The organism is Terasakiispira papahanaumokuakeensis, from assembly GCF_001709345.1.
GTDB lineage: Bacteria > Pseudomonadota > Gammaproteobacteria > Pseudomonadales > Halomonadaceae > Terasakiispira > Terasakiispira papahanaumokuakeensis.
Genome location: NZ_MDTQ01000001.1, coordinates 1,847,424 through 1,864,096, shown reverse-complemented (window position 1 = coordinate 1,864,096; position 16,673 = coordinate 1,847,424). Strand labels below are relative to the sequence as shown.

13 protein-coding genes are annotated in these 16,673 nt (G+C 52.9%); 2 read left to right on the top strand and 11 right to left on the bottom strand.

Annotation, left to right across the window (positions count from 1 at the left end):
- Positions 1-108 precede the first annotated feature (108 nt).
- On the top strand, positions 109-1,614 hold the full coding sequence (locus tag BFW38_RS08180) for a sigma-54 interaction domain-containing protein (RefSeq protein WP_084004533.1): 1,506 nt from the start codon (positions 109-111) through the stop codon (positions 1,612-1,614).
- A 168-nt stretch (positions 1,615-1,782) separates the two neighbouring features.
- Here BFW38_RS08180 and cyoE read toward each other — a convergent pair whose 3' ends face one another.
- The 5 genes from cyoE to cyoA are packed head-to-tail and all read right to left on the bottom strand — an operon-like array spanning position 1,783 to position 6,604.
- Positions 1,783-2,697 (bottom strand): heme o synthase, encoded by a 915-nt coding sequence (cyoE, locus tag BFW38_RS08175; RefSeq protein ID WP_245686109.1) that lies wholly within the window; start codon positions 2,695-2,697, stop codon positions 1,783-1,785.
- Entirely contained in the window at positions 2,694-3,026 is a 333-nt protein-coding gene (gene cyoD / locus BFW38_RS08170) for a cytochrome o ubiquinol oxidase subunit IV (protein WP_068997945.1), read from the bottom strand. The genes cyoE and cyoD overlap by 4 nt, the downstream gene beginning before the upstream one ends.
- 1 nt (position 3,027) lies before the next feature.
- A complete protein-coding gene (locus BFW38_RS08165) occupies positions 3,028-3,645 on the bottom strand; it encodes a cytochrome o ubiquinol oxidase subunit III (protein ID WP_068997944.1) in 618 nt (205 codons plus the stop codon).
- Position 3,646: 1 nt separating this feature from the next.
- Positions 3,647-5,629 (bottom strand): cytochrome o ubiquinol oxidase subunit I, encoded by a 1,983-nt coding sequence (cyoB, locus tag BFW38_RS08160; protein WP_068997943.1) that lies wholly within the window; start codon positions 5,627-5,629, stop codon positions 3,647-3,649.
- A gap of 3 nt (positions 5,630-5,632) precedes the next feature.
- Complete coding sequence (gene cyoA, locus BFW38_RS08155) at positions 5,633-6,604, bottom strand: ubiquinol oxidase subunit II (RefSeq protein WP_068997942.1); 972 nt, start codon at positions 6,602-6,604, stop codon at positions 5,633-5,635.
- A gap of 559 nt (positions 6,605-7,163) precedes the next feature.
- On the opposite strand from cyoA, the gene BFW38_RS08150 reads away from it, so the two are divergent.
- The gene (locus BFW38_RS08150; protein ID WP_068997941.1) at positions 7,164-9,176 is read left to right on the top strand and encodes a DNA topoisomerase III; all 2,013 of its coding nucleotides are present in this window, start codon (positions 7,164-7,166) and stop codon (positions 9,174-9,176) included.
- 235 nt (positions 9,177-9,411) lie between these two features.
- Here the strand turns inward: BFW38_RS08150 and BFW38_RS08145 are convergent, their stop codons facing one another.
- The 6 genes from BFW38_RS08145 to hutU form a co-directional block, all read right to left on the bottom strand.
- Positions 9,412-10,182, bottom strand: coding sequence for an SAM-dependent methyltransferase (locus tag BFW38_RS08145; protein ID WP_281180382.1), 771 nt, complete (start codon positions 10,180-10,182; stop codon positions 9,412-9,414).
- A 471-nt stretch (positions 10,183-10,653) separates the two neighbouring features.
- On the bottom strand, positions 10,654-11,250 hold the full coding sequence (locus tag BFW38_RS08140; RefSeq protein WP_068997939.1) for a glutathione S-transferase family protein: 597 nt from the start codon (positions 11,248-11,250) through the stop codon (positions 10,654-10,656).
- A gap of 22 nt (positions 11,251-11,272) precedes the next feature.
- Positions 11,273-11,623, bottom strand: a complete 351-nt coding sequence (locus BFW38_RS08135; protein ID WP_218186386.1) for a DUF7079 family protein — start codon at positions 11,621-11,623, stop codon at positions 11,273-11,275.
- 235 nt (positions 11,624-11,858) lie between these two features.
- Positions 11,859-13,205 (bottom strand): Na+/H+ antiporter family protein, encoded by a 1,347-nt coding sequence (locus tag BFW38_RS08130; RefSeq protein WP_068997937.1) that lies wholly within the window; start codon positions 13,203-13,205, stop codon positions 11,859-11,861.
- Positions 13,206-13,397: 192 nt separating this feature from the next.
- Complete coding sequence (gene hutH / locus BFW38_RS08125; protein ID WP_068997936.1) at positions 13,398-14,933, bottom strand: histidine ammonia-lyase; 1,536 nt, start codon at positions 14,931-14,933, stop codon at positions 13,398-13,400.
- A gap of 5 nt (positions 14,934-14,938) precedes the next feature.
- Positions 14,939-16,648, bottom strand: coding sequence for a urocanate hydratase (gene hutU / locus BFW38_RS08120; protein ID WP_068997935.1), 1,710 nt, complete (start codon positions 16,646-16,648; stop codon positions 14,939-14,941).
- Positions 16,649-16,673: the final 25 nt, after the last annotated feature.

The window sequence follows — 16,673 nt, the reverse complement described above, 5'->3', positions numbered from 1 at the left end:
CATCGGTGAATCGTGATGCATCGATGCATCACCCTCATGTCGAGAGGGTTGTATGGCTCGGTGAGGGTTGATGAGTAACCAGAGCACCAATAAAAAGCTGGAGTGGTTATGGGCGAACAAGCGCGTGGGCTGTCAAATACAACCTCTGGACTGTCACAGACAAACGACGATGCGCTATTAAACAAAAGCGCGTTGTTAAACAAGATTATTGAAACGGCGCACGATCATTTGTTTGTGGTGGATGCCGAGGGGCGCATTCTGGATGTCAGCCCAGGGTGTTCTGCTGTTTATGGGATGAGTCGTGAAGCCTTGATGGCCAGTAATGTGAACCAATTAGTGGCCCAGGGTGTTTTGAGTCCTTCGATTAGTCAGCAGGTGTTAAAGACTCAGCAGCCTTGTCAGATGATGCAAATTACCGGGACGGGTCGCCGGGTGTTGGCAGAGGCTTACCCGGTCTTTGTTGATGGTCGCCTTGATTGTGTTGTCTCTCGCTCGATGGATCTCACCGATTTACAGCTGATGCAAGATGAGTATGCGTTGTTACAAAAAAGGATCAGTGATCAACTTAAGCGGGGCCCCGATGCCGGGCTCAGTGAAGAGTTGGCATTGGATGAGCTTGAAATTCGAAGCAACGCCATGCGCGAAATGGCGGGTCTGTTGCGCCGGGTTGCACCAACCGATGCAACGGTGATGATCCTGGGTGAGTCGGGCGTGGGAAAAACCGCCTTTGCCCGTCAGTTACACCAATGGAGTCGACGTGAAGCGGGGCCTTTTATTGATGTGAACTGTGCGGCGATTCCAGACAATCTATTTGAGTCGGAAATGTTTGGTTATCAACCTGGCGCTTTCAGTGGTGCGGCACGAGGGGGCAAAGCCGGGATGCTGGAAATGGCGGATGGCGGCACCTTATTTCTGGATGAAATCGCGGAATTGCCGCTGACGTTACAAAGTAAGCTCTTAAAAGTGATTCAAGATGGGCAAGTGACTCGGCTGGGCGATACGCAACCTCGGCAAGTCAATTTTCGGCTTGTGGTGGCGACGCATCAGGATTTAGCACAAGCCGTTGAAGCGGGCCGATTCAGGTTGGATTTGTTTTATCGGATTAATGTGCTGCCTGTGACACTCCCGCCTTTGCGCCAGCGCCGTGAGGATATTCCGGGCCTGGTCAACCTTCAGCTGGCCCGTTTAAACGAGCGCTACGGGCACAATCGTGTGATTCATCCCAGCTTATGGAATGAACTGATGAGCCATGATTGGCCGGGTAATGTCCGAGAGCTGGAAAACTGGTTAGAGCGTGCTTGGCTGACGTCGATGGGCGATGTGATTGGGGCGCCAGGCCAAACGTCTGCGGAGACTTATGCGCCCGTAACGCCAAGGGGCTCGGAAGTCATGGCAGAAGCTGAGCCGGTCGAGGGCGATTCATTAAAAGACATGTTAGAACGTTACGAGTCGCAGGTGTTGTCGCAGCTTTGCGAAACGGCTAACAGCACCTATGCATTGGCTAAACGATTAAATATCAGCCAGCCGAGTGTGGTGCGCAAACTGAGAAAGTACCACTTATGTTGTGGTGGTCGTCAAAGAAGAATGACGGCAGGCTCATCAATCAAAGCGTAAGGCAAGCAAAACGTAAACCGCGCAATGCGCAAAGCTAAACAGCAATAAAAACGGCGCAGCCTATGGGTGGGTGCGCCGTGGTCATTTTCGAGTGGTCATGGTCGAGCAGACATTCTCGAGCAGACATTGTTGATCTGTATTTTTATCAGCTGTACTGCTTATCAATACTTAGCCTAAGAAGGCGAGCATCGAAATAGCCGTGTAGGGCTCTTTGGCATCCAGCGACATCAGTAGGCTCAGGGCCACAATGATGAGGATCGAAAAACCAAAAACTTTTCGCGCCCAGCTTTCTGGCTGGGTGGTACGAAAGCCCTTCATTGTCAAATAGACCCAATACAAGCTCATCAGTAATGCGATGACCCCATAAATAGGCCCGGTATAACCAGTGAAGCTCAACACCATCACCGCAACGGTGAAGGCCAGGGTATAACCTAGCATATGCTGGCGTGCGGTTTTCAAGCCCCGAACAACCGGTAACACTGGGATTGAAGCGGCTTGATAATCCTTGAATCTGAAGATGGCGATGGCATAGGAGTGCGGCATCTGCCAAATACAGAAGATCAATAACAACGCCAGTGCGCCCAGATCAAACTGACCGGACACAGCACAATAGCCCACTACCGGCGGCATTGCGCCAGACAGGCTCCCCACTAGGGTGCCATGAATGCTTTGACGCTTCATGTAGAGGCTATAAACCCCGACATAAATAAAGAAGCCAAATAACGCCAGGCCAACGGTCAAGCTGTTGGTGAAAGCGGCGAGTAGGCCAAAGCCGGCGAGACCGACCAGCGTAGCGAAACTCAATACACCCGCGACACTCAACCGCCCCTGAACCAGCGGGCGGTTACGAGTACGTGCCATCAATGCATCGATATCACGATCAATCACATTGTTGTAGGCACATCCCGAGGCAATCACCAGCCCCAAGCCAATTAACGTGGCGAGAAGCTGGAGGGGGTCAATCTGGCCGCGAGCGGCCAGAAAGTAACCCCCCATGACGGCAATCGTATTGCCGCCAATGATGCCGGGCTTAGTGATGGTGAGATAATCTCGCCATACACTCGGTCGCGCGGATTGTTTCACCCTTGCATCATGCTCAGATGCAGATGATACATGATCCACAGAGAACCTCCGATGATGATGACGACGATCGCAGCGGTAAAGACGAAGGAAATTAAATTCCAGCCGCCTTCGGCTTTGCCATTCAGGTGCATGAACATCACCAGCTGTACCAGCACCTGCAATAGCGCAGTCACCACAATCACGCCAACCGTTGCCAGCGTGGAAAAGTCGCCTGCCATCACAGCCCAAAAAGGAATGGCTGTCAGAATGATGGATAGAATCAGACCCGTGACATAGCTTTTAACGCTGCCATGGGCACCATCATCATGATGAGTCGCATGATCACTCATATCACAGGGCTCCCATCAGGTAGACGAAGGAGAAGACGCAGATCCAGACGATATCCAAGAAGTGCCAGAATAGGCTCAAGCACAGCACACGACGACGTGTGACGGGCGTAATGCCTTTTTGGCTCAATTGGATCAGCATCACCAGAATCCAGATCAGACCAAAGGTCACGTGCAGACCGTGAGTACCGACCAGCGCAAAGAAGCCAGACAGAAAAGCACTGCGATCCGGACCAAAACCTTCAACAATCAGGTGATGGAACTCATAGAGCTCCATGCCGATGAAGCCCGCACCTAATAAGAAGGTAATCAACAGCCAGCTTTTCATCTGACCGACGCGACCAGAGTTCATCGCCAGCACACACATGCCGTAGGTGAAACTACTCAGCAGCAGCAGTGCTGTTTCCCACAGGACAAAGGGCAGCTCGAAGATATCTTTACCGCTCGGGCCACCGGCAACGCCAGGGATGAGCACAGCATAAGTCGCGAAGAGTGTGCCGAAAATCAGCAAGTCACTCATCAAGTAGATCCAGAAACCGAACACCGTAGTGGCGCCAGTATCGTGGTGCTCATGCCCGTCGTGGGCATGAGTGTCGTGATTAGTCAAAGTGTTGGTTGCCATATTAAGCCTGCATCTCCACACGTTTTTGGTGCTCACGCTCGATGCGTTCGACTTCGGCGGCCGGGACATAATAGTCCACGTCGTCATTAAAGACGCGCGCCATCACACTGACGAAAACACCAATACCGCTCGCGATTACCAGCCACCAGATGTGCCAGACCAATGCAAAACCCATGATGGTTGCAAACAGCGTAATCACAGGACCTGCAACAGTGTTTTTAGGCATATGAATATCTTCATAAGGCCCTTGGCTCAGGTGGGCGTTGGCACCATGTTTTTGCTTGTCATGCCAGAAACTATCGATTTCAGACGCTTCAGGCAGTTTGGCAAAGTTATAGAAAGGCGCCGGTGAAGACGTGGCCCACTCCAGCGTACGACCATCCCAAGGATCGCCAGTAACATCCAGATTTTTCTCGCGATCACGCACACTGACAATCATTTGGATGACGGTGGAGACAATGCCCAGCATGATCAGAACAGCACCGAACCAAGCCACAATCATCAATGGCTGCCAATCAGTATTGGCATAAGATTGCATACGGCGGGCTGCGCCATCGAAGCTGAGGATATACAGCGGTGTAAAGGCGAGGAAGAAACCGACCAGCCAGCACCAGAAAGAACATTTACCCCAAGCTTCATTCAGCTTGAAGCCAAAGGCTTTCGGGAACCAATAGGTCAGACCTGCCAACATCGCAAAGACCACACCCCCAATGATGACGTTGTGGAAGTGTGCCACCACAAACAGGGTATCGTGCAGTACAAAGTTAGCCCCCGGTACGGCCAACATCACACCGGTTACGCCGCCGTAACTGAAGGTGATGATAAAGCCCAGTGTCCACAGAATCGGTGAGCTGAACTCGATGCTGCCGCGATACATGGTGAACAGCCAGTTGAAGATCTTCAAACCGGTGGGGATGGCGATAATCATCGTCATAATACCGAAGAAGGTATTGACGCTGGCGCCTGAGCCCATGGTGAAGAAGTGGTGCAGCCAGACCACAAAGGAAAGCCCTGTGATGGCAACGGTGGCCCAAACCATAGCGTTATAACCGAACAAGGGCTTACGCGAGAAGGTGGCCACCACTTCGGAGTAAACCCCGAAAGCCGGTAATACCAGCAGGTACACTTCAGGGTGACCCCAGGCCCAGATGAGGTTGACATACATCATCTGGCTGCCGCCGGCGGCCATCGTAAAGAAGTGAGTACCGAGATAGCGATCCAGTGTCAGCAGTGCAATGGTGACGGTCAGAATCGGGAAGGCCGCAATGATGATCACGTTGGCGCACAGGGCTGTCCAAGTGAAAATCGGCATCTGGAACAGGCCCATGCCTTTGGTGCGCATCTTCATGATGGTCACGAAGAAGTTCACGCCGGTCAAGGTGGTACCGATCCCTGAAAGCTGCAACGACCATATCCAATAATCCACCCCGACATCGGGACTCTTAATAATGCCCGAGAGTGGTGGGTAGGACAGCCAGCCCGTTTTAGCGAATTCACCGATAAACAGTGACAGGTTGACCAGGATGACCCCGCCAACGAACAGCCAGAAGCTCAGGTTGTTCAGGAAGGGGAAGGCCACATCGCGCGCACCGATTTGCAGCGGAACGACCAAGTTCATCAAGCCGATGATCATGGGCGTGGCGACAAAGAAGATCATGATGACACCGTGGGCGGTGAAAATCTGATCATAGTGGTGAGGCGGTAAGAAGCCTTCCGCACCACCTGCGGCCAGCGCTTGTTGTGAGCGCATCATAATCGCATCGGCAAAGCCCCTAACGAGCATCACCAATGCAACCAAGTAATACATGATACCGAGTTTTTTATGGTCAACAGAGGTGATCCACTCTGACCACAAATAACCCCATTTTCGATAATAAGTAACCAACCCTACGACAATAGCGCCGACAATCGCGATGACCGCAACGGTCCCCATGATAATCGGCTCATGGTAGGGAATGGAGTCCCAGCTGAGTTTTCCGAACATGAGTTACTCCACTGCCTCCGCGTGCTGTTGAGTCGAGTCTGAATGATGAGCTCCAGACATGGTGTGACCCGCTGTCGGCTCGTGCTCATTCTGAGCCATGGCTGCCATGTGGCCTTCCTGGAAGATGCCCAGCACTTTGTTATAAAAGCCCTGATCAACACTTGGGAAGTATTCCACTTCGTTGGCGATGCTGGGTTTAGCCACGGTGTTATAACCTTCTGGGAAGGTCAGTGCCGCGCCTTGGCTATTTTTGACTTTCTCAACCCAAGCCTGGAAGTCTGCATCAGATGTGATGTGTGTCTTGAAGGTCATCTCAGCAAAGCCTTTACCACTATAGGCCACTGAGCGGCCATCATAGACGCCGACTTCATTCCCAATCAGGTGCAGGGTATTGCTCATGCCCGACATGGCATAAATCTGTGTACCCAACCGAGGAATATAGAAGGAGTTCATGACACTGCCCGATGTCACGCGGAAATTAATCGGCGTGTCTTTCGGTGCATACAGCTCATTGATTGTGGCAATGCCTTGTTCTGGATAGACAAACAACCACTTCCAATCCAGTGAAATGACATCCACTTCAAGCGGGGCTTTGTCCACTGAATCCAGTGGTTTATGCGGATCCAAACTGTGTGTGGTTTGCCATGTAATCACCCCAAGGAACAAGATGATAATAAATGGCGCCGCCCAAACAGCAGCTTCGATTTTATTCGAATGTGACCAGTTAGGTAGGTAAGTGGCCTTGTTCTTTTCAATGTTGCTACGGCGATAACGCCAAGCAAAGAACAAGGTCATAAACACGACAGGAATCACCACCACTTGCATTACACCAAACGCAAGAATGATTAGATCTTTCTGTTGTGCCCCGATCTGGCCTTTGGGGTTGAATAGTGCCAAATCGCAACCGCTAAGCAATAACGGAAGCGCTGCGAGCACCATCCACCCTGACGTACGCAGGAAAGGGATTTGTCGCATGTTCAGACCTCATCAGATTTAAGCGCGGGCATGTTATCACGCTTGATCTGCATCAACTACTCATTCACAGAATATAGATATGCATCAAAGCAATATAAAATCTTGAGTAAATCAAGCGGAAGATCAGTCAGATAGCAGATCTGATGGGGTGTGTCTGAGAGAGAAGAAGATGGCTTAGGGGGCTGGCTGGATAGTGATCACTAACCTGGGATATAAGACCGGCTGTAGGGTAGGAGCTCTGCATGATAATCATTTTCACTGCGACACCCTTGCGGCATATTGTCGCACCCTAATATTGTCGCACCCTAATGAAAGCCGAACTGAATCCGACCCTCTACTCAAAAGGGGTAATATCATACTCGGCTGATCCTCATGGCACGAGTATTTAAATCAGTTACCTGGCTGTGTTTATTTACAGTATCGGCTGTTGGCCGTTATCCTGTTCTAGCCTGAGCCCTCATTGAACCTATGAGTCTGTCACCTTGTCCGATTCGTGATCCCGTCGATCCGTGCATCGATTGACCTTTGAATCGGTCTAGATTGAGATCAAGCGTGCTGCATGAAATTGTATATTGCTGAAAAACCAAGCCTTGCCCGGGCCATTGCGGCGGTATTACCGGGCCCGCAAAAAAAAGCAGACGGCATGATTCAATGTGGCGGGGATCAAGTCGTCTCTTGGTGCATCGGCCATTTATTAGAGCAAGCTGAACCCGATGCCTACGGTGATCAGTATAAAAAATGGCGCCTGGATACTTTACCCATTGTGCCTGAGCAGTGGCAGCTTAAGCCTCGCGCCAGTGCACGCGGTCAGCTGGCGATACTGCGTAAACTGGTGAAACAAGCCGATGATATTGTTCATGCCGGTGATCCTGATCGCGAAGGCCAACTCTTGGTTGACGAAGTGATTGATTATCTCAAAGTCCCCAAGGCCAAACGCGCCCGTATCCAGCGTTGCCTGATTTCAGATCTCAACCCTGCCGCCATCCGCAAAGCGCTGAACAAAATGCGGCCCAATACAGAGTTTATACCGTTATCTGTTTCCGCGTTAGCACGTTCAAGAGCGGACTGGCTGTTTGGTATGAACATGACCCGCGCCCTCACACTCAAAGGCCAGCAAATGGGCTATCAAGGGGTCTTATCAGTGGGCCGAGTGCAAACGCCGATTCTTGGCTTAGTGGTGCAACGGGATCACGACATTGAGGCTTTTCAGTCGAAACCCTATTACGAGGTGGATGCCCACCTGCTGACAGCAGCACAGGCACGATTCAAAGCCCGCTGGCAGCCCAGCGAAGCCTGCGCGCCCTGGCAAGATGAAGAGGGACGCGTGTTACACCGGCCACTGGCCGAAAATGTCGCTCAACGCATTACTGGCCAAAACGCCACCGTGACCCAAGCCACTCGCAAGCCCGGCCAGCAGCCGCCGCCTTTGCCTTACAACCTCTCTAGCCTGCAAATTGACGCGGCCAAACGGTATGGCCTCAGCGCCCAAGCGGTATTAGATGCCGCTCAAACGCTCTATGAGCGCCATCAACTGATTACTTACCCGCGCTCAGACTGCCGTTATTTGCCTCGGGAGCACTGGTCTGAAGCAGGGGGGATCAGCCAAGCCATTCAAACCCATGAACCCGAGCTTGCATCTGCTGTGCAGGGCGCTGATTTGAGCCTTAAAGGGCGCGCCTGGAATGACAAACAAGTACAGGCCCACCATGCCATTATCCCCACCGCACGGGCCGCTCGGGTGACCTTAAACCGTGTCGAACAGCAGGTGTATGCCCTGATTGCACGGCAATACTTGATGCAGTTTTACCCGCCGTTTAGCTACACCGACACCCAACTCACCCTAGACATTGCCGGTGGCACTTTTGTTGCGCGTGCTCGTGAAACCCGCGACCTGGGCTGGAAGCAACTGATCAGCTCATCGACCAAGGGCGAGCGAAACGAACAAGACGACGCCTCAGAAGCCGACACCAACGCCTCACTCCCACCGCTTAACCCAGGGGACACCTTATGGTGTGAGCGGGGCGAGGTGTTGGACAAAGCCACCCAGCCCCCGAAAGCCTTTACCGATGCCACCTTATTAGCCGCCATGACCGGCATCGCCCGCTTCGTGCAAGACCAAGCACTGCGGAAAATCCTCCGAGACACCGACGGTCTAGGCACCGAAGCCACCCGCGCGGGCATCCTGGAATTACTCTTTACACGCGGCTTTTTATCGCGCCAGGGCAAACTCATTCACGCCACCCCAGCGGGGAAAGCCCTGATCGCCGCCTTACCCGAAGCGCTTGCCCGGCCCGACATGACCGCCCACTGGGAATCCCATCTCGACGCCATGAGTCGCCGCGAATACGGCTACCAAGCCTTCATGACTCAACTCAGCACCGCCCTGCCAGACCTCATCGCCCAACTGAACCCGGCGCCACTACAAGGCATCCCCAGCGCCTCCAAAGGGAAAGGGAAAAGAGGCAGCAAAAAAACACGACGCCCGACCAAACCCCGACAAAGCACGGGCTCACAAAACAGCCGCTCACAACAGGCTACACGCGCTCAACGGCGCCGACCCGAGGCTAACTAGAGGCGAGGTGGCGTCAATGCTGAAGGGCGCAATGAATGGCGATGGTGTATAAACCGTGATTGCTTTGATCTGGAATGGTGTTATCTGCTTCATCACAATGATCAAGCACCACAAATCCAGGTTAGTGGATTGAGCGCTCTTGGCCGGAAAATGAAGCGGCCAACAAGCCGTGAAAACAAAACGTTCACGCTCAATTGGCCGCTATGATCCAATTGATGGATTTTGAGCGTTTGGGTTAAGCCCTTTGATTGAGCTTTGGCATAAGCGCAAACACGCCCCAGCCCAAATACTCTCGCGTGTAGGCCGCGTGGCGTTCGGGCTCTGTGCTGAGTTTGGCGTGGATTTCTTCCGCCAACTCATCATCGGGGTTTTCTTCAAGCCAGCGGCGCATGGTGAGCCACTTGGCCGCTTCGTATCTGTCCCAACCATCTTGATTGGCGAGCACCATCTCAACCACGTCGTAACCGAGGGCGCCAAAAGAGGCGATAAGTTCTGGCAGGCTGAGAAAGTCGGAGATTGAGTGAGCAAGACACTTTTTGGCAATCTCTTCCGTTGGCGGTAATTGTCGCCAGTAAGGTTCGCCAATCAGCATGACGCCGCGAGTGCGCAAGCTTTTCGCCAGCAGTTCGAGGGTGCCCGCGACACCGCCGCCAATCCAGGTGGCGCCGACACAAGCGGCTACATCCGCTTTCTCGTCAGCCACGTAACCTGCGGCATCGTTGTGAATGAACTGGACTTGATGGGCAACGCCGAGCTCCTCCGCCCGCTGTTTCGCCTGTGCGGTGAATAGCGGGCTCATGTCGACGCCGGTGCCAGTAATGCCGTAGTCTCGTGCCCAGGTACACAGCATTTCGCCTGAACCGCTCCCCAGGTCAAGCACTCGCGCTCCTGACGCTAGGCGCAGCGCCGCTCCGAGCGTCTCGAACTTGTCAGGTGTGAATGGGTTGTGGATGCGGTGTTCACTTTCCGTAATGTTGAAAATCCGTGGGATATCCAATGTATTCATTCCTTAACAGTTACCAATCGCTTGGGCAAATAACTTGTTTATCACTTTTACCCTTGTACTGAGAGAAATCTAATTCACCCGCATGCAGAATTGGATCAATTACGGTAATTAAAGCAAGCCGGTGCACAAGTTTAAATTTCAAAAAATATCCTCAATACTGAGCGAGTGCGGTATATAAGAAATTTTTTATATATTGAAATATCTGGCGCCATGACGCCAGTTAAAAATGAACATCTATTGACATGGATTATGCGCTATCTTTGAACGCCATCACTGGATCGAAAGAACGCCAGGTTATCGAGAAGTCGTGATTACCCGCAAAGGAAGTGAAGCATTGGATAAGTATTTTTTGATATGAATTGATGTACTTTGATTCGGCGATCGGTGTCAATTAAAAGGCTTGTTCACGAGCCGCTAGCGACTCGCTTCAAACCTTTTCAGCGATTTAATGCCGATGTACGCCATATCCATTTACATCATATCAATGTACTTTGGATGTTGTTGTATTCTGCCAATCCATGCCAAAACTGCAGGGTAGTCCTTTAAATCGAAGCCGCCTTCATGAGCCACATGAGTATACCCATATAGGCTAATGTCTGCCGTAGAGAGGGCATCGCCGATGAGATAGGGCGTAGTTGAAAGCTGTGTCTCCATAACCGCTAATGCCTTATGTCCCCCTGACTGCTTGTCTTCGTATTCTGCTCTTCGTTCTTGAGGTAAGCCGAGATATTTGGCGATGAAGCGCGCCACCGCGATATAGGGTTCGTGGCTGTACTGCTCAAAAAACTGCCACTGCTGCACCTTCGCAATTTCGAAGTGATCTGATGGAAGTAATGGGCTGCCTAGGGCCAAAAAATTAAGTATGGCGTTAGATTCGGACAAGCATCGCCCGTCTTCGAGCTCAAGAAGCGGAATCTTTCCGTTGGGGTTCTTCTGCAAAAACTCAGCTTTCGATGTGCCTCCTGCCAATATATCTACCGGAATCCATTCATGTTCGATATCCAGCAATGAACATAAAAGCTTGATTTTATAGCAGTTACCGGACAGACCATCGCCATAAATTTTCATCCGCGTTCCTTAGTTTTGACTGTTATAGATCTTTATTTTGACTGTTATAAGCTTCAATGACTTTTTGCCAACATCCTTTAACCTCTTTAATAATGGCGGGATGGCCGTGTATCGCATTGGGCCGTACCCTTGCGGGGAGATTTTGCAGCAACCAGTCATCCGACCAGCCTTGCCATTCACCCGCCACACATCGCAGATTGCCCTCTAATACGGGGTAAACCTCGTACCACAGAATATCTTCCGCTTCCCGCAAAGAGAGCCCGCACTCAGACACTGTGCGGGCAATGTATCGGAATACGTAGTCCTCTATTTCGGTGTCAAGAAATAGATCGGATAACGCTCGCCATATTTTGAGCTTATCTTCGTTAATCATTCTATTCATTCCGCTGGTAAGCCAAAGTGGCGGACATAGCGAAGCGCGTCAACGACGGTTCCGCCGAGCTTTCATGATTTTCGAGACTGGCGTTTCTTCATCGACTTTCAACACAGGTTCTTATGCTGATTTGAGCTAAAGCGTGGCAAAGCTCAGATATTATCTGAATTGAGGTGTTTTGGAAGGCTTGCAGTGGGAAGGGCGGCTTTGTGTGCCGCCCCAGGAGGGTGGTGATTTATAAGATCATGGCGGCGGTCCAGCCGGCCGCGATCAGTGGGATGTTGAAGTGTAAGAAGGTGGGGACGACGCTATCCCAGATGTGATCGTGTTGGCCATCGGCATTGAGCCCGGCGGTGGGCCCGAGGGTTGAGTCTGAGGCCGGGGAGCCTGCATCGCCTAAGGCGGCGGCGGTGCCGACGAGTGCGACGGTAGCCATGGGCGAAAAGCCAAAGTTAAGGGCGATCGGGACATACAGTGAGGCAATGATGGGGATAGTGGAGAATGAGGAGCCAATTCCCAGGGTAATCAGTAGGCCGACAAGCAGCATGATAAGCGCGGCTAAGCCTTTATTATCACCGATCAGTTCGGTCGAGCTGATGGCTAGCGTTTCAACTTCGCCACTGGCCTGCATGACGCTGGCGAAGCCCGCGGCGGTGATCATAATAAAGCCCACCAGCGTCATCATCCGCATGCCTTCGGTAAAGATGCTGTCTTGTTCTCGCCAATGAAAAACGCCACTTAACGAGAGCAAGGCGAAACCAAAAACCCCGCCGAGCACCATCGATCCGGTGTAGAGCTGCGTCACAACCGTGCCCACTAATGCAATGAGCAGGATGGCCTTTTGCTTGCCGGTTAAGCGTTGTGTCGTTTGGGTGGAGGTGCGGTCGCCTTTGATCAGATCGCGATCTTCATAGTGGCGACTCTTGCGATAACTGACCAGGATGGCAAAGGCCAGCCCCAGTGCCATGCCGCCAATGGGGATGGGCATTGCCATGGGGACCATCTGCCGTGTGATTTCCAGGCCAAAATCGGCGCCACTTTGGTTGAGGTTGGTGAGCAAGATGTCGTTCAGAAAAATAGCGCCAAAGCCGACCGGTAAGAGCATGTAAGGGGCGGTAATGCCGAAGGTGATCACACAGGCCACTAGACGACGATCAAGATTGAGGTGATTCATCAGCTTGAGTAACGGCGGCACGAGTACGGGAATAAAGGCAATGTGGACCGGAATCAGATTCTGCGAGCTGACCGCTGCGGCGAGTAAGGCCGCTAATAGGGTATAGGTGACGGTTTTGCGTTGACTGCTGGCCTCATCAATGTGAAAACGCGCAATGGCACGGTTGGCCATGGCTTCGGTGAGGCCCGAGCGTGATAGTGCTACGGCGAAAGCCCCTAAGACGGCATAGGCCAAGGCGATCTTGGCGCCATTACCTAAGCCATCGTTAAAGGCGCTTAGAATTGAGTCGATCGGCATACCGGCGTAAAGCCCACCGACCAAGGTGGCGACGATTAAAGCAAACACGACGGACACACGAGCAAGGCTCAGGCCCACCATGACGAGAATGGCTAATACAATCGCGTTCATAATTGTTGGCTCTTATTGTTGGAATGCCATGGTTTGACATTGAACTCAGGTGCATTGAGCACAGGTTCATTAAACACAGAGACATTGAATCCCTGTGCGATGAATCACCGCGCACTGAGTACCGTGAAAATGGCCCCGGCGGCGGATAACGAAACGGGTGATCACGCCGGTGATTGCGGGGCCAAAGTGTGATTAATGCAGGCTGGGTAAAAGGCCTGCATTAAGCAGCGGGTTGAGCGTCCGGGCCGCCAGTAGCTCACAAGCCCTCTCAATGTCAGGCGCAAAGAAGCGGTCTTGCTCGTAATGGGTGACCTGCTCGCGTAATTGCTGGCGGGCTTGTTCGAGTGGGGCCGAGGTGGTGAGCCCATGCCGCATATCCAACCCTTGGCAAGCCCCTAGCCATTCAATGGCCAGAATGTTGCGCACGTTTTCGGCCATCTCCCAGAGTCGTTTGCCCGCAGACGGTGCCATCGAGACGTGGTCTTCCTGATTGGCGGAGGTGGGCAAGCTGTCAACGCTGTGGGGGTGGGCAAGGGCTTTATTTTCACTGGCCAGCGCGGCGGCAGTGACTTGAGCGATCATAAAGCCGGAGTTGACGCCCCCATTTTCAACTAAGAAAGGCGGAAGCTGAGACATATGCTTGTCCATCATCAGCGAAATGCGCCGCTCGGCCAGGGCGCCGATTTCAGCAATGGCTAACGCTAAGTTATCTGAAGCCATCGCGACGGGTTCGGCGTGGAAGTTGCCGCCTGAAATAATCTCATCATCATCGGCAAACACGAGCGGGTTGTCGGAAACGGCGTTGGCTTCAACTTCGAGGATCTCAGCCACATTGCGAATTTGGGTGAGGGCGCCGCCCATCACCTGTGGCTGACAGCGAAGGGAGTAGGGGTCCTGCACTTTGTCGCAGTCCGCATGGGAGTGCCCAATCTCACTCGTTTCGCCGAGTAAGTGGCGGTAGGCCGCAGCGGCATCGATTTGCCCTCGTTGTCCGCGAACCGCATGAATCCGGGCATCAAAGGGGGCGCGTGAGCCCAGCGTTGCTTCAACCGTTAAAGCCCCGCAGACGGTGGCGGCGGCATATAAATCTTCCGCCTCGAATAGCCCACGTAGGGCGTAAGCCGTGGAGACCTGAGTGCCATTGAGCAGTGCTAGCCCCTCTTTGGGCGCCAGCGCGATAGGTTCAAGGCCTGCAATGCTCAGGGCTTCTTTGGCTGTGATCCATTCCCCTTGATAGCGCGCTTTGCCTTCGCCGATCAGTACCACACTCATATGGGCCAAGGGCGCTAAATCACCGGAGGCGCCCACCGAGCCTTTGAGGGGAATATGAGGATAGACCTCTGCGTTGATCAGGGCGATCAACGCATCAAGCACTTGGCGGCGAATACCTGAAAAACCACGGGCCAGGCTATTGACCTTCAACACCATGATCAGCCGGACCAGCCGATCATCTAACGCAGCACCGACGCCAGTGGCATGGGATAAGACCAATGAGCGTTGGAGTGCTTCAAGGTCATTGTTTTCAATACGGGTTTGAGCCAGCAGCCCAAAGCCGGTGTTAATGCCGTAAACCGTACGGTTGTGATCGACGACACGGTTGACGCAATCGACACTTTTTTGAATCTCTTCGTTGGCACTATCGGACAAACTGACCTTGACCGGGGATTGGAACACCTGTCGAGCTTGTGCCAAGGTCATTTTGCCGGGCTGAATCTCTAGATGGGCCATGGTGCTTACTCCTGTGACTGAGAAGACGGGGATTGAGAGAGCAGACCCTGCATCGGTAAATCGAGTCCGTTCTCACGGGCAGAGGCTTGGGCAATTTCGTAGCCCGCATCTGCATGGCGCATCACCCCAGTACCGGGGTCGTTACGCAATACCCGGCCTAAGCGTGCATGAGCCGCTTCGCTACCATCGGCCACAATCACCACGCCTGCGTGCTGGGAATAGCCCATGCCGACGCCGCCGCCATGGTGCAGGGAGACCCAAGTGGCGCCACCTGCCGTGTTCAGTAAGGCATTGAGCAGGGGCCAATCAGAGACAGCATCGGAGCCATCTTTCATCGATTCCGTTTCGCGGTTAGGGCTGGCGACCGAGCCCGAATCCAGGTGATCACGACCAATGACCACCGGGGCTTTCAGTTCTCCATTTTTAACCATCTCATTGAAGGCCTGACCCAAACGCGCGCGATCTTTTAAACCGACCCAGCAGATACGGGCGGGCAAGCCTTGAAAACTGATACGCTCGCGGGCCATATCCAGCCAGTTGTGGAGGTGCGGATCGTCAGGAATCAGTTCTTTAACTTTTTGATCGGTCTTGTAAATATCTTCCGGATCACCCGACAGTGCCGCCCAGCGGAAGGGACCGATACCCTGACAGAATAAGGGGCGAATATAGGCTGGTACGAAACCGGGGAAATCAAAGGCATTCTCGACGCCTTCTTCTTGGGCCATTTGGCGAATATTGTTGCCGTAATCGAAGGTGGGAATGCCCATCTTCTGGAAGTCGAGCATGGCTTGTACATGAACGGCCATTGATTGCTTGGCGGCTTTAACGGTGGCCTGAGGTTCGGATTGGCCACGAGTGACGTACTCGTCCCATGTCCAACCGGAGGGCAGGTAGCCGTGCAAGGGATCATGGGCGCTGGTTTGATCCGTCACCATATCAGGCTTGACGCCCCGCTTGACCAGCTCCGGCAGCACATCGGCAGCATTGGCACATAGACCAATAGAGATGGCTTTGCCTTCGGCGGTGTAGCGTTCAATCCGGGCCAGTGCATCATCCAGATCGTCCGCTTGCTCATCCAGATAACGCGTGCGTAGACGAAAATCGATACTGCTTTGCTGGCACTCGATATTAAGTGAGCAGGCCCCGGCGAGCGTTGCCGCGAGGGGTTGAGCACCGCCCATACCACCCAAACCAGCAGTCAGAATCCAGCGACCTGTCAGATCACCATCAAAGTGCTGGCGACCGGCTTCCACAAAAGTTTCATAGGTGCCTTGGACAATGCCCTGAGAACCGATATAGATCCAAGAACCGGCGGTCATCTGGCCGTACATCATCAAGCCTTTTTGATCCAGCTCGTTGAAGTGCTCCCAGTTGGCCCAAGCGGGCACCAAGTTAGAGTTGGCAATCAGCACTCGCGGCGCATCTTGGTGAGTTTCAAAGACACCGACCGGTTTCCCTGATTGGATCAGCAAGGTTTGGTGATCTTCCAAACGCTGCAAGGTCTCGATAATTTTGTCATAACAGTCCCAATCACGGGCGGCACGGCCAATGCCGCCATAGACCACTAAGTCTTCAGGGCGCTCTGCAACATCAGGATGAAGGTTGTTCATCAGCATTCGCATGGGCGCTTCAGTCAACCAACTTTTGCAGCTGAGCTGGCTACCTGTCGGTGCAGCAATCTGACGGGAGGCATCATGGCGTTTATGGTGGGACATGACAAAATTCCTTTATTAAACGTTT

Bases quoted from the DNA above. Each gene is read 5' to 3' on its own strand.
- BFW38_RS08145 (WP_281180382.1), bottom strand. From the start codon at position 10,182: ATGAATACATTGGATATCCCACGGATTTTCAACATTACGGAAAGTGAA.
- BFW38_RS08135 (WP_218186386.1), bottom strand. From the start codon at position 11,623: ATGATTAACGAAGATAAGCTCAAAATATGGCGAGCGTTATCCGATCTA.
- cyoA (WP_068997942.1), bottom strand. From the start codon at position 6,604: ATGCGACAAATCCCTTTCCTGCGTACGTCAGGGTGGATGGTGCTCGCA.
- BFW38_RS08165 (WP_068997944.1), bottom strand. From the start codon at position 3,645: ATGGCAACCAACACTTTGACTAATCACGACACTCATGCCCACGACGGG.
- hutU (WP_068997935.1), bottom strand. From the start codon at position 16,648: ATGTCCCACCATAAACGCCATGATGCCTCCCGTCAGATTGCTGCACCG.
- BFW38_RS08140 (WP_068997939.1), bottom strand. From the start codon at position 11,250: ATGAAAATTTATGGCGATGGTCTGTCCGGTAACTGCTATAAAATCAAG.
- hutH (WP_068997936.1), bottom strand. From the start codon at position 14,933: ATGGCCCATCTAGAGATTCAGCCCGGCAAAATGACCTTGGCACAAGCT.
- cyoD (WP_068997945.1), bottom strand. From the start codon at position 3,026: ATGAGTGATCATGCGACTCATCATGATGATGGTGCCCATGGCAGCGTT.
- BFW38_RS08180 (WP_084004533.1), top strand. From the start codon at position 109: ATGGGCGAACAAGCGCGTGGGCTGTCAAATACAACCTCTGGACTGTCA.
- BFW38_RS08130 (WP_068997937.1), bottom strand. From the start codon at position 13,205: ATGAACGCGATTGTATTAGCCATTCTCGTCATGGTGGGCCTGAGCCTT.
- cyoB (WP_068997943.1), bottom strand. From the start codon at position 5,629: ATGTTCGGAAAACTCAGCTGGGACTCCATTCCCTACCATGAGCCGATT.
- BFW38_RS08150 (WP_068997941.1), top strand. From the start codon at position 7,164: ATGAAATTGTATATTGCTGAAAAACCAAGCCTTGCCCGGGCCATTGCG.